Origin of the sequence: Streptomyces torulosus (genome assembly GCF_001419765.1) — a bacterium.
In the GTDB taxonomy this organism is placed as follows: Bacteria; Actinomycetota; Actinomycetes; order Streptomycetales; family Streptomycetaceae; genus Streptomyces; species Streptomyces torulosus.
The window spans coordinates 1-12,367 of the sequence record NZ_LIRK01000004.1 but is presented as its reverse complement, the minus strand read 5'-3'; the positions used below and the strand labels follow the sequence as shown (position 1 = coordinate 12,367).

Genomic DNA, 12,367 nt, shown 5'->3' with positions numbered 1-12,367 from the left:
TCTGAATGCGATCCGCTACTAGCGGCGCTTCGACTTCCGGTCTTCCTTGACGTGACCCCGGAAGGTGCGCGTCGGCGAGAACTCGCCGAGCTTGTGGCCGACCATCGACTCGGTGACGAACACCGGGATGTGGGTCTTGCCGTTGTGCACCGCGATCGTGTGGCCGAGCATGGCCGGGACGATCATCGAGCGACGGGACCAGGTCTTGATGACGTTCTTGGTGCCGGCTTCGTTCTGGGCGTCCACCTTCTTGATCAGGTGGTCGTCGACGAAGGGCCCCTTCTTGAGACTGCGCGGCATCTAAACCCGCTCCTAGCGCTTCTTGTTCGTCTTGCGGCGGCGGACGATGTACTTGTTCGACGCCTTCTTGGGCGAACGAGTACGACCTTCCTTCTGACCCCAGGGGCTGACCGGGTGGCGACCACCGGAGGTCTTGCCCTCACCACCACCGTGGGGGTGGTCAACCGGGTTCATCGCCACACCGCGAACGGTCGGGCGGACGCCCAGCCAGCGCTTGCGGCCGGCCTTGCCCCAGTTGATGTTGCTCTGCTCGGCGTTGCCGACCTCACCGACGGTGGCGCGGCAGCGCACGTCGACCAGGCGGATCTCACCGGAGGGCATGCGGAGGTGGGCGTAGGCGCCCTCCTTCGCGAGCAGCTGCACGGAGGCACCGGCGGAGCGGGCGAACTTGGCACCGCCACCGGGACGGAGCTCGATCGCGTGGATCGTGGTACCGACCGGGATGTTGCGGAGGGCCAGGTTGTTGCCCGGCTTGATGTCGGCCCCGGGACCGTTCTCGACGCGGTCACCCTGCTGCAGGTTGCGCGGGGCGAGGATGTAGCGCTTCTCGCCGTCGGCGTAGTGCAGCAGCGCGATGCGCGCGGTGCGGTTGGGGTCGTACTCGATGTGCGCGACCTTCGCCGGCACGCCGTCCTTGTCGTGACGACGGAAGTCGATCACTCGGTAGGCGCGCTTGTGTCCGCCACCCTGGTGGCGAACGGTCACACGACCGGCGTTGTTACGGCCGCCCTTGCTGTGCAGGGGGCGGACCAGCGACTTCTCCGGCGTGGACCGCGTGATCTCGACGAAGTCGGCGACGCTGGAACCACGACGGCCCGGCGTAGTCGGCTTGTACTTGCGGATTCCCATTTCTCAGTCCTCGTCCGATATCGGACGATCCGACCCGCTTACGCGGTCGGACCGCCGAAGATGTCGATACGGTCGCCCTCGGCGAGGGTCACGATCGCGCGCTTCGTCGCGGAGCGCTGGCCGAAGCCGGTGCGGGTCCGCTTGCGCTTGCCCTGGCGGTTGATCGTGTTGACCCCGGTGACCTTGACCGAGAAGACCGACTGGACGGCCTGCTTGATCTGGGTCTTGTTGGCGCCGGGCGCGACGATGAACGTGTACTTGTTCTCGTCGAGGAGCGCGTAGCTCTTCTCCGACACGACCGGCTTGATCAGGACGTCACGGGGGTCCGTGTACGCCTTGCTCGCCGGGGTGACGACGGTGTTCTTGCCCTCGGTGGCGTGGCGACGCGCCTTGGCGACGCGCGCGGCCTTGGCGGCCTTGGCCGCCTTCGAGGCGATGGAGGGGTGACGGACGGCCATCAGACCTCAGTCCCTTCGGTGTCGTTGGCCTTCGGGCCGGCGACGAAGGACTCGAGAGCGGCCTGGGTGAAGACCACGTCGTCCGAGACGATCACGTCGTACGTGTTCAGCTGGCCCGGCTCCAGGATGTGCACCTGGGGCAGGTTACGGGCGGAGAGCCACGCGGCCTCGTCCGAGCGCTCGACGACCAGGAGCAGGTTCTTGCGCTCCGAGATCTTGCCGAACAGGCTCTTGGCGGCCTTGGTGGAGGGGTTCTCGCCCTCGATCACGCCGGAGACGACGTGGATGCGGTTGTGGCGGGCCCGGTCGGTGAGGGCGTGGCGCAGGGCCGCGGCCTTCATCTTCTTCGGGGTCCGCTGCGAGTAGTCACGCGGCTGCGGGCCGTGGACGACGCCACCACCGGCGAACTGGGGCGCGCGGGTCGAGCCCTGACGGGCGCGGCCGGTGCCCTTCTGGCGGTACGGCTTCTTGCCGCCACCGCGAACCTCGCCGCGGGTCTTGGTCTTGTGCGTGCCCTGGCGGGCAGCGGCGTTCTGCGCGACGACGACCTGGTGGATCAGCGGGATGCTGACCTTCTCCACGCCGAAGATCTCCGCGGGGAGCTCGACGCTTCCGGTCTTCTCGCCGGCAGGCGAAAGGATGTCAACAGTGCTCATCGGTACCTCAGGCCCCCTTGGCCGCGGTGCGGACCAGGACGAGGCCGCCGTTCGGACCGGGAACCGCGCCCTTGATGAGCAGCAGACCCTTCTCCGCGTCAACGGCGTGGACGGTCAGGTTCTGGGTGGTGACCCGCTCGTTGCCCATGCGACCCGCCATGCGGAGGCCCTTGAACACACGGCCCGGGGTGGCGCAGCCACCGATGGAACCGGGAGAGCGGTGCTTGCGCTGGGTGCCGTGTCCGGCGCCGAGGCCACGGAAGTTGTGACGCTTCATGACACCGGCGAAGCCCTTGCCCTTGCTCTTGCCGGTGACGTCGACCTTCACGCCGGCCTCGAACACCTCAGCGGTGATCTCCTGGCCCAGCGTGTACTCGGAGGCGTCCGCGGTGCGGATCTCGACGAGGTGGCGACGGGGGGTGACGTCGGCCTTGGCGAAGTGGCCCTTGAGGGGCTTGTTCACCTTGCGCGGGTCGATCTCGCCGAAGGCGATCTGGACCGACTCGTAGCCGTCGACGTCGTTGGTACGAACCTGGGTCACGACGTTGGGGCCGGCCTTGACGACGGTGACCGGAACAACACGGTTGTTCTCGTCCCACACCTGCGTCATGCCGAGCTTCTCGCCCAGGATGCCCTTGATCTGCTTAGCCATTCTCAGATCACCGCCCTCAGAGCTTGATCTCGATGTCGACACCGGCCGGGAGGTCGAGTCGCATCAGAGAGTCAACGGTCTTGGGGGTGGGGTCGAGAATGTCGATCAGGCGCTTGTGCGTGCGCATCTCGAAGTGCTCGCGCGAGTCCTTGTACTTGTGCGGCGACTTGATGACGCAGTACACGTTCTTCTCAGTGGGCAGCGGCACCGGGCCCGCGACCGACGCACCAGTGCGAGTCACCGTCTCGACGATCTTCTTCGCCGAGGAGTCGATGACCTCGTGGTCGTAGGCCTTGAGCCGGATGCGGATCTTCTGTCCCGCCATGGCTACTCAGTAGTCCTGTCTCTTCTAACGCTCTGGAACCCGGTGTTCCCTTGTCCGTCCTCCGACCCACGCGGTCGGGCGTGTCGCGCTTCCGCTGACACAGATGTCCCTTGTTCGGACATCCCTTGCGCGGGAACACGGCCCTACCGGAACCGCGGACCGGGGGCGGAGGCCCACCGGATGCCTGGCCGGCGCCGCGCCACACTTCCCGGAAGATTCCCGTACGTCCGCCCCAGCGCTGCCGTGAGGCAGTTAGAGCGACGAGTACTGTGGGACTCGCTTCCGGTCCCCCCGGCGGGAGGCGTGCAGCATCAACACTCGACCGAGCAACTCCGACAGTCTGCCATATGGGGCAGGGGCCTGGCCAATCGAGTCGGAGACCATACCCCGGACGTGACGCAGGTCAAACGCGGGGCGCGGCGAGTGCCGGTCGCACGCCTGTCAGGTCGGCCGTCGGCGGCGCCGGGCGCTGGCGTCCGGGCCGGCGTGTGAGGGCAGCGCCAGATGTCTGCCACCTGTTCGCGAAGCCTGCGCCGCTCCGGGGAGAGGGAAGCGCCGTTCTTCCGCCGCAGGTAGCTGCTCAGGTACCGATCGAACGCCGTGCCGAACTCCTGCGGCCCCGCCTCTGGACCATGAAGAACTCGCCGCGCAGCGCCTTGTGACGTTCTGGGCTCGGCCGCGTCTTCGCACAGAACGGCTGGTCGCGCCGGGCGGCCGTCATTGCGGTTCGGGAGGCCGACTCCCAGGCCCCTGATACGTCAGACGGACGCCCGGCAGGTCAAAGATTGAACAGCGTTTCCGATCCCGTGTTTGGCGAACACTTACGCAATTAATCCCCTCCACTGCTTCACATCCAGCAAGGAAATCGGGCGGCAAATATGATGAGCGGCTGCGCGTCCGACGTATTTTTATTTCCCGACCGCCACCTCACGACCACATCAATTGATTTCCTGGTTCAGGATTGCTCTAATCTCCACTCAAACCCGCGGGAGTCATAAATCCCGCGAAAAAGAGGTGAAGGAGCGTCATGCGGGCCATTCGAGTGTTGCTAGTGGGAGCCTCCGTGCTCAGCGTCTCCCTGGGTACGGTCACCGCCTCCCAGGCGATGGGATGGGAGCGTCCTTGGGCGCACATCCAGAGCAGCACGCAGTCCTCGGCATACGACGACGAGGGAACGGAACATGACACGGACTACCGGGAGTACAACCTCGTCCACAGCTGCAGTGGAGGCACGTTCGGCTACTGCACGCAGAACGCGACCTTCAACCCCGTGATCATCGGCGACATCGGGCTCACGACGGGGCTCATCGGCGGCGGAGGCAACGGGAACAACGGCAACAACGGCAACAACGGCAACAACGGCAACAACGGCAACAACGGCAACAACGGGAATGCCAACGGCAACGCCAACGGGAACGCCAACGGCAACGCCAACGGGAACGCCAACGGCAACTGACTTGGGAGCGACCGCCGAAACCCTCGAGCGGCCGCTTCTGAAAACGCCCGGTTCAGCCTGACGTTTCCTCCGCCTTCGGGGAGCCAAGCGCGCTGGGCGTGTGGCCCGTGCGGTGAGCATTTCGCTCACCGCACGGGCCGCCGAGCAGAAGGAACGTGATGGAACAACCCAGCGAATCTCCCACCGTCCGCCCGCCAACAGCGGCTTCGGCGACCCCGTGCCTGCCCCCTCCGCGCCCGGCCGCCGGCGGAGGCCTTCCGCCTGCCTCTGCGTCAGGGACCGAAACAGCCCCCGTCGCGGACGTCGATACAACCGCTCCCCGAGCGGACGGCGACAGCGGCCGCCGTTGGTCGAGGACATCGGTAGGCCTCCTGACGGCGACCGCCGTACTTCTGGTCGGAGCCCTGGTGGTGCACCTGACGATGCTCTTCCTGACCTTGAGCCCGCCCAATGCCATCACGGCGGCCCACCGAGACACCATCCAGTCCTACGTCCAGCCTGAATTCGGGCAGGACTGGAAACTGTTCGCCCCCAACCCGAAGCAGCGCAACGACAGCATCGGCGCCCGGTTCCAGACCACGGAGAATGGCCGATCCGCCCCGCGGCCCTCGGCGTGGATCAACATCACGGCGCAGGACGTGGCCGCGATCCAGGGCAGTCTCGCACCGAGTCATGTACACCAGAACATGGTTCGCAGGGCCTGGGACGACGCGACATCCGGTCTGGGCGCCAACGATCGGCCGACGAATCGCCGCGCGGAAATCCAAGTCGAATATCTGAAGCGAATCGTGCTTCAGCGGATCGGACGCGAGTGGCAGGGCGAACGGATCGTCGGCGTACAGATCGCGGGTCGCTACTCGATGGTGCAGCCCCCGTCATGGAGTTCGGAGAAGGCGTCCGACACGACCACCTATCGGGTCCTTCCGTGGTGGCCCGTGACCGACCAGGACTACAAGGGGCTGTGAGTTGAACACCGTAACGCCCGAGGCGCCCCGCCGATCCGTCATGGACCGCATCCGCGAGAGCATCGCGCGATGGGCGCGCTTGGCCTGCACGACCCGTGCGCCCTATCAGGCCGCGGTCTTCCGCATCGGTCTGGCGTTGGTCATCGCGGCCTTCTTGCTCCGGGAATGGCCGCACCGCCGCGTGCTGTACGGCGACCGCAGCCCACTGTCGTACGACATGGCGCTCGAACTGGGTCGCATGAACGAGAGTTTCAGCCTGCTCAGCTGGTCCGGTGGACGGGCCTGGTTCGAGATCGTGTACACGCTGACCATCGCAGCGGCTCTCGCGGTGGTGGTGGGCTGGCGCACCAGGACCATGTGTGTCGTGCTCATGGTCGGGACCATGTCGCTGGAGAACCACAACCCTCTGACGGGCGACGGCGGCGACAACATCATCCGCATCATGGTGATCTACCTGGTCTTCACCCGGTGCGCCCAGGTCTGGTCGCTGGACGCGCGACGCGCATCCCGCAGCGCCGACGCCACGCACCCCGCCTCGCACCAAGACGTCACGGGAGTCGCCCTGTGGGTGGCCACCGGTCTGTTCCTGTCGCTGGCGTTCGGCCCCACGGGATGGCCCCTCGTCCTGTGGACACTGTGGGGTGTCCAGGGGGTGTGGTGGGCGGCCAACCGCTGGTTCCGTGAGACCGAGGGGCGTGCGCTGCTGGACGCCGGCGCCTCCATGCTGCACAACGCCGCGATGCTGACCATCGCCGTGCAGGTCTGCCTCATCTACTCCACGGCCGGCTGGAACAAGGTGCAGGGCTCTCGCTGGCAGGAGGGCAGCGCCCTGCACTACGCGCTGAACCTGGAGTACTTCGCGCCCTTCCCCTGGCTCTCCGCACTCCTCGCGGCCAACGCCGTGGTGGTTGTGCTGCTGACCTACGGAACGGTCATCGTGCAGGTGGCCTTTCCCTTCACCCTCGGCAACCGCAAGGTCAAGAACGTGCTGCTGGCTGTCATGATCCTCGAGCACCTGGGGATCTCGGTGGTACTCGGCATCCCGTTCCTGTCGCTGGGCATGGTCGCCTGTGACGCGGTGTTCCTGCCCACGGCGTTCCTGGTCTGGTGCGGTGCCCGCTGCACGGGCATGGCCCGTCGGGCGCTCGCCGGCCGGGGCGCTCTGCCCAAGGCCGCGGCAACCGCCTGACCACGTCCCCGCCGCCCCGCCCGTGGCAACATCAGCCCTCGGACGCGTGCATCAACGAAGCCTGCGATCCGAGGGCTCTCGGCGTCCCGTGGCAGCCGGGGCAGCCCCGGCGCCGCCCTGCGCGAACTGGAGCCCCACGACTACCTCCGCCGCGAACGCTCCCCCGCGTCCCCGGCGGCCGGATCATCACCCGCACGATCTCCTGGAACCGCCCCGGCCACCGCGGACGCCGTCCGAGGTGTCGGGCGGGGCGTCGCTCGCGCTGTCGTGCGGGGCATCGCTCGGACCGTGGTCAGGAGAGTCATCCGATGTGTCGGGAAACACGCAGCGGACTCCGAGGCTGATTGCGCCGAAGGACGCCAGCGCCAGCGCGGTGCGTAACCATCTCATCCCCCCGGTCCAGTCCTGAGGTACGCCGAGGGCCAGCCAGAAACCGACGGCGATTCCGGTGAGTATGAGGGCGGCGCCGACCAGGCGGCTCGCTATGAGAGTCATGCGTCCATGATCCACAGTGGCTTCATGGGGGCGTCACCATTCAGCCGGACTCCGACACATGCTGTCGCGGCATCGCCCGGTAGACCACGCCCAGGGCCAGGACCAGCGCGGCGGGCAGCAGCAGGACCACCGCCGGGTGGACCTCCTCGTGGAGGAGCCAGGCGCCCAGCAGGCCACCGGTGAACATCACGGCGACCGAGGCGAGTCTGCGGCCGTCGTCACCGGGGCGCGCCCCCATGCGGGTGTCGGGATGTGGGGGCAGGTCGCTCAGGAGTGCGGTCAGGGCGCGGGTGGACACCGTGGGGGGTACGTCCGCGACTCGCGCCCGGAGGGTGGTCACATTGCGTACACCCATGGCCCCGGCGACCACGGCGAAGTGCGGTGTGTCCGCCGGTGCGCCCGTCATGTCGACGCCGGTGCGCCAGGCGACCAGGCCGCCGAGCCCCAGCAACAGGGCCTCGACGGTCAGCTCGGACGCGAACCAGCGGCGGCCGTGGGCGTCCACGCTCGACTCGAACCGGGAACCGATGCTGACGACCTCGATCATGCCGGTCGTCAGCGTGAGTGCCACCATGACCGAGGTGAGCCCGACGCCCGCTCTGAGCCTCATAGCGGGACCTTGAGCGCCGGGTAATCCGCTCGCCCGCCACCGCCCCGCGCTCCTACGCTGATCAGGTACGCCGGCCGTTCAGGTACGCCGGCTGTCACGGGGGACGTTCACGATGCGTACGCACTATCCGCGGACCCGGCATCTGCCCTGGTCCCCCGGCGCGACCTCGGACGATCTCCGGGTCACGGATCTGTCCGGGCTGCGCGGGCGCGAGGTCGTCGTCACCGAGAAGCTCGACGGCGAGAACACGACTCTGTACGCCGACGGTCTCCACGCCCGGTCGCTCGACTCCGCCCACCACCCCTCCCGCACCTGGGTCAAGGCGCTCCAGGCGCGGGTCGGGCCGTACATCCCCGAGGGGTGGCGGGTGTGCGGGGAGAACATGTTCGCCCGGCACTCGCTCGCGTACGAGGACCTGGAGAGCTGGTTCTACGGCTTCTCGGTGTGGGACGCCGAGGGCCGCTGCCTCGACTGGGACCGCACGGTCCGCTTTCTGCGGGGGCTCGGGATCCCGGTGCCGCGGGTGCTGTGGCGGGGCGAGTTCGACGAGCGGGCGCTCCGGGCGCTGCGGCTGGACCTCGGCCGGCAGGAGGGGTACGTCGTCCGGGTCGCGGATGGTTTCGGTGCGGCGGAGTTCGGGGCGCGCGTGGCCAAGTGGGTGCGGGCCGGGCACGTCCGGACCGACACGCACTGGATGCACGCGGCGGTCGTGGAGAACGGGCTGGGCGCGCGGGCCGCCCTGTGGGACATGCGCTCGGGGGTCGGTGTCGACGCGGCGGTGCTGGCGGAGGCCGTGGGGCTGTCCGGTGCAGGGGACGCGGGAGACGCGAGGGCTCTCGCGCGGTTCGACGCGGCCGGGTTCACTGGGGACGACCGGCTCGTCGGAGCCCTCGCCGCCCTGCTGCACGCCCGGCACGGGCAGCGGGGGTGGCTCGCGGCGCGGCTCGCCGGGGTGGTGGGCCTGCCGCTCGCGCGGCGGGTCGCGGATCTCGTCGGGCTGCACCCGGCGCTGCACCGGCCGTATCCGGACGAGGACCGGCGGTCGGGCCTGGTGCGGATGGCGTACGCCGCCGACCTCGGGCTGCTGCACGCGGTCGCCCGGGCCACCGCGGACACGGACGAGGCGCGGGAGCAGGTGGAGTGGTCCGCGCTGCACGCGGAGGAGGTCGGCCGCCCGGAGTGGGACGCGCTGCGGGCCGCCTTCACCGACCTGCCCGCCGACGCGGCCGCCCGCTGCCGGGCCGAGGCACGGGAGGCGTACGCGCGGGGGCGGATCAGCGCGATCACCGGGGACGACCCTGCCGGTCGGCGGCGCGCGGTCTCCGCGGAGTCCGTGGCCGCGACCTGGCGGTGGCGGGCGGGTGACTTCCCGAAGCTGATCCAGCTGGTGGGGCCGGCGGGCAGCGGCAAGAGCACGTTCGGGCGGGAGCTGCCGGGGGTGGACGCGTACGTCTCGCTGGACGAGTTGCGTGCGGGCCGGGGTGCGCGCGCCGACCAACGGGCCAACGCGGAGGTGCTGCGCGCGGGGCTCGACCGGCTGGACGCGGCGCTGGCCGCCGGGGGGACGGTGGTGTGGGACGCCACGTCGCTCACCCGGCAGCAGCGCTCGCTCGTGCACGCGGTCGCCCACCGCCGGGACGCCCTGCTCACCCATGCCGTGGTCCTCGTCGACGAGGACGAGCTGGTGCGGCGCAACGCCCGCCGCGAGCACCCGGTGCCGGCCGAGGTGCTCACCGCGCAGGTGCGCCGGTTCAGCCCGCCGTACCCGGGCGACGCCCATCGCACCTGGTACATCGGGGCGAGTGGGACCGTAGAGGAAGAGGTCTGAGGACGTGCGTACGAGCGAGGAGATCTACCACCGGGTGCGGTGGGACGCCCGCTTCGACCTGGCCCGTTTCGTGCTGGGCGTGATGCAGCGGGGCGCCGAGCCCAAGCGCGTCCCGCTGCCCGCGTTCGTGCCGGGCGGCGAGATCCCGTGGCACCGGGTGCTGTTCTTCGAGGCCGACGGCGAGGTGGTGTGGGACCGGACCACCGGCGTGGACCGCATCGACGCGACGGACGCCGGGCGCGTGCGGGAGGCCCGGCGGCTGCGGGCGCCGTTCTTCACGCCCCGCACGCCCCATGTCTGGGACGCCGCCGACGAGGACTGGGTGCCCGCGCCGCCGGTGGCCACGACCGCCCCCGCCGACCGGGCCTCGCGCACGGCGGCCGGCACCGTACGTGTCCTGACCTGGAACACCCTCTGGGACCGGTACGACGCCGACCGCATCGACAGTGCCCGGCGGCGGCCGTCACTGCTGCGGGCGTTGCGCGACGCCGACGCGGACGTGATCGCGTTGCAGGAGGTCGAGGCGGAGCTGCTGACCATGCTGCTGCGGGAGCCCTGGCTCCGGACGGGCTGGACGCTCGGCACGGACCCCGGCGGCCGTGACGTGGACGAGTGCGGTCTGCTGCTCCTGAGCCGGCTGCCGGTGCGCGAGTCGGCGCATCACGCGCTGGGCCCGCACAAAGGGGTGACCGCCGTGGTCGTGGAGACGGCCGCCGGTCCCCTGGCCGTGGCGGCGACCCACCTCAGCAGCGACCACTCCGCGGACGGCGCCGGTCGTCGTACTGCCGAACTGGCCCGTATCGCCGAGGGGTTGGCCGGTCTGGACGCCGAGCTGGTCCTCCTGGGCGACTTCAACGACGGCGGGGACACCCCGCAGGTCACCCTCGGGATGCGGGACGCGTGGAACGAGGCGCACGGCCCCGGCGACACGACCCCGACCTTCGACCCCGGCGCCAACCCCCTCGCCGCGATCTCCTCCCTCAGCGGCCGGGCCTCCCGCCTTGACCGGGTGCTGCTGCGTTCGGCGGGCGACGGCCTGCGCGTGCGCCGGGCCGAGCTGTACGGCGACCGGCCCACGGCGGAGGGCCTCCATGTCTCCGACCACTACGCCGTACGGGTCGACCTGGACCTACCGACGAATCCGGCCGCGTCCGGGGCGGTGGGCGACCCCACCGTGACGGAGGCGGACGTCTGCGACGCCCCGGCGACGGCGCGCACGGCGCTGGCGTGGCTGCCGCCGGAGGAGCTGTGGCCACCGCTCCAGGACATCCGCCGTGAGCACGACCCGCAGATCCACCGCTGGCCCCCGCACGTCAACGTCCTCTTCGGCTTCGTACCGGAACACGCCTTCGAGCAGGCGGCGGCCGTGCTGGCGTCGGCGCCGACCGCCGCGTTCGACGCCCGGTTGGAGGGCGTGCACTGGTTCGGGCACCGGGAGGACGCGACGGTCTGGCTGGACCCGGCGGCGGCAGGCGAGGAGCCGTGGGCCGAGCTGCACCGCGCCCTGGTGAACCGCTTCCCCCGCTGCCGGGGCCGCCGCGACGGCTTCACCCCGCACCTCAGCCTGGGCCGCACCACCGACCCCAACACCCTGGCCGCCGACTGCGCCGACCGGCTCACGCCGATGCCGGCCCGCGTCGACGAGCTGGCGTTCCTGTCACGGCGCGGCGACGAGCCGATGCGGGTGCGGGGCCGACTGAAGCTGGGCACGGGCGAGGTCCGCTGGGCGCGGGAGGAGCCACCGCAGCCCGCGCCTGGGGAGGAACCGCCGGGTGCGGACGAGGCGGCCGACACCGCCGTGGCCGACCGCCTCGCACGCCGTATCTCGGCCGCCCTCCCCTACGGCGTCGTCCACGTCGTCGGCTCCCGGCGCATGGGCTGCGCGCTGCCGGGCGCCGACCTGGACCTGGTCGCGGCCCTCCCCGGTACCGTCGAACTCACCTCCCTACGGGCGGAGTTGACCGCCGCGTTCCCGGAGGCGACCGGTGTACGGGAGGTGGTCGGAGCCCGGGTGCCGGGGTTGCGGCTGCGGCTCGACGGGATGGACGTCGACCTGGTGGTCGTGGCCACGGGCTCGCTGGACCCCGCCGAGGCGGTGGCCCGCCGGGACGAACTGGGCGAGGCGGCAGCGATCGCACTCAGTGCGGTGAGCGACGCCGACGCGGTACTCGCCTCGGTGGGCCCCCACCGGCCGGCCTTCACCCGGCTGGCCACACAGGTCAAGGCATGGGCGAAGGCCCGGGGGCTCGACTCGGCACCGTTCGGGGGCGTACCGGGGCTGGCCTGGTCGGTCCTGGCGGCCCGCACGGCGAGCGAGGCCGGTGACCTGCCGCCGGCCGACCTCCCGCGGCACTTCTTCGCGACGTGGGCGGCGTGGGACTGGCGAGAGCCGGTGGGTGGTGGGACCGAGCGGACTTCCCTTCCCCTCACCATCACCACCCCCTCCCCCTGCACGGATCAGGTCACGACGGGCATGCGTGACCTGATCACACAGGAGCTGTTCCGAGCCTGGGAGTTGCTCGAAGAGGGCCACGCGTGGTCCGAAATCCTGGCGCCTACCCCGCCCCACCGCCGGCACGCCGCC

The 12,367-nt window shown here is 70.2% G+C and carries 12 protein-coding genes; 5 read left to right on the top strand and 7 right to left on the bottom strand.

What is annotated here, in order from left to right; all coding sequences use genetic code 11:
* Positions 1–18 precede the first annotated feature (18 nt).
* From rpsS to rpsJ, 6 genes are read right to left on the bottom strand one after another with little or no spacing between them, the layout of a single operon-like run.
* Positions 19–300, bottom strand: a complete 282-nt coding sequence (gene rpsS, locus AOK23_RS00410) for a 30S ribosomal protein S19 (protein WP_004984529.1) — start codon at positions 298–300, stop codon at positions 19–21.
* 12 nt (positions 301–312) lie between these two features.
* Positions 313–1,149 (bottom strand): 50S ribosomal protein L2, encoded by an 837-nt coding sequence (gene rplB, locus AOK23_RS00405; protein WP_055517283.1) that lies wholly within the window; start codon positions 1,147–1,149, stop codon positions 313–315.
* 38 nt (positions 1,150–1,187) lie between these two features.
* Complete coding sequence (gene rplW / locus AOK23_RS00400) at positions 1,188–1,607, bottom strand: 50S ribosomal protein L23 (protein ID WP_055517285.1); 420 nt, start codon at positions 1,605–1,607, stop codon at positions 1,188–1,190.
* Complete coding sequence (rplD, locus tag AOK23_RS00395; RefSeq protein ID WP_055517287.1) at positions 1,607–2,263, bottom strand: 50S ribosomal protein L4; 657 nt, start codon at positions 2,261–2,263, stop codon at positions 1,607–1,609. The genes rplW and rplD overlap by 1 nt, the downstream gene beginning before the upstream one ends.
* Before the next feature lie 7 nt (positions 2,264–2,270).
* Entirely contained in the window at positions 2,271–2,915 is a 645-nt protein-coding gene (rplC, locus tag AOK23_RS00390; protein WP_014674369.1) for a 50S ribosomal protein L3, read from the bottom strand.
* A 16-nt stretch (positions 2,916–2,931) separates the two neighbouring features.
* Positions 2,932–3,240 carry a 30S ribosomal protein S10 gene (rpsJ, locus tag AOK23_RS00385; RefSeq protein ID WP_003948644.1) on the bottom strand — a complete coding sequence of 103 codons (309 nt, stop codon included), beginning with the start codon at positions 3,238–3,240 and terminating at the stop codon, positions 2,932–2,934.
* Positions 3,241–4,267: 1,027 nt separating this feature from the next.
* On the opposite strand from rpsJ, the gene AOK23_RS00380 reads away from it, so the two are divergent.
* The 3 genes from AOK23_RS00380 to AOK23_RS00370 all read left to right on the top strand — a co-directional run bounded on the left by AOK23_RS00380 (position 4,268) and on the right by AOK23_RS00370 (position 6,850).
* Positions 4,268–4,696 carry a hypothetical protein gene (locus tag AOK23_RS00380; protein WP_157877904.1) on the top strand — a complete coding sequence of 143 codons (429 nt, stop codon included), beginning with the start codon at positions 4,268–4,270 and terminating at the stop codon, positions 4,694–4,696.
* A 407-nt stretch (positions 4,697–5,103) separates the two neighbouring features.
* Positions 5,104–5,661 (top strand): DUF5819 family protein, encoded by a 558-nt coding sequence (locus AOK23_RS00375; protein ID WP_055710746.1) that lies wholly within the window; start codon positions 5,104–5,106, stop codon positions 5,659–5,661.
* A gap of 1 nt (position 5,662) precedes the next feature.
* Positions 5,663–6,850, top strand: a complete 1,188-nt coding sequence (locus AOK23_RS00370; protein WP_157877903.1) for an HTTM domain-containing protein — start codon at positions 5,663–5,665, stop codon at positions 6,848–6,850.
* A 535-nt stretch (positions 6,851–7,385) separates the two neighbouring features.
* On the opposite strand, the gene AOK23_RS00360 is transcribed toward AOK23_RS00370, so the two are convergent.
* Positions 7,386–7,955: a DUF1275 family protein gene (locus AOK23_RS00360; RefSeq protein ID WP_055710743.1), complete on the bottom strand. Its 570-nt coding sequence runs from the start codon at positions 7,953–7,955 to the stop codon at positions 7,386–7,388.
* A gap of 112 nt (positions 7,956–8,067) precedes the next feature.
* Between AOK23_RS00360 and AOK23_RS00355 the strand changes: the two genes are divergently transcribed.
* Positions 8,068–9,783 (top strand): RNA ligase family protein, encoded by a 1,716-nt coding sequence (locus AOK23_RS00355; protein WP_055710742.1) that lies wholly within the window; start codon positions 8,068–8,070, stop codon positions 9,781–9,783.
* A gap of 4 nt (positions 9,784–9,787) precedes the next feature.
* Positions 9,788–12,367, top strand: a 2,580-nt coding sequence (locus tag AOK23_RS00350) for an RNA repair domain-containing protein (protein WP_055710741.1), incomplete at its 3' end; no start/stop codon positions are given.

Excerpts from the sequence above, each read along its gene's own strand:
- rpsS (WP_004984529.1), bottom strand. The coding sequence starts at position 300 with ATGCCGCGCAGTCTCAAGAAGGGGCCCTTCGTCGACGACCACCTGATC.
- rplW (WP_055517285.1), bottom strand. The coding sequence starts at position 1,607 with ATGGCCGTCCGTCACCCCTCCATCGCCTCGAAGGCGGCCAAGGCCGCC.
- rplB (WP_055517283.1), bottom strand. The coding sequence starts at position 1,149 with ATGGGAATCCGCAAGTACAAGCCGACTACGCCGGGCCGTCGTGGTTCC.
- AOK23_RS00360 (WP_055710743.1), bottom strand. The coding sequence starts at position 7,955 with ATGAGGCTCAGAGCGGGCGTCGGGCTCACCTCGGTCATGGTGGCACTC.
- rplC (WP_014674369.1), bottom strand. The coding sequence starts at position 2,915 with ATGGCTAAGCAGATCAAGGGCATCCTGGGCGAGAAGCTCGGCATGACG.
- rpsJ (WP_003948644.1), bottom strand. The coding sequence starts at position 3,240 with ATGGCGGGACAGAAGATCCGCATCCGGCTCAAGGCCTACGACCACGAG.
- AOK23_RS00380 (WP_157877904.1), top strand. The coding sequence starts at position 4,268 with ATGCGGGCCATTCGAGTGTTGCTAGTGGGAGCCTCCGTGCTCAGCGTC.
- AOK23_RS00355 (WP_055710742.1), top strand. The coding sequence starts at position 8,068 with ATGCGTACGCACTATCCGCGGACCCGGCATCTGCCCTGGTCCCCCGGC.
- rplD (WP_055517287.1), bottom strand. The coding sequence starts at position 2,263 with ATGAGCACTGTTGACATCCTTTCGCCTGCCGGCGAGAAGACCGGAAGC.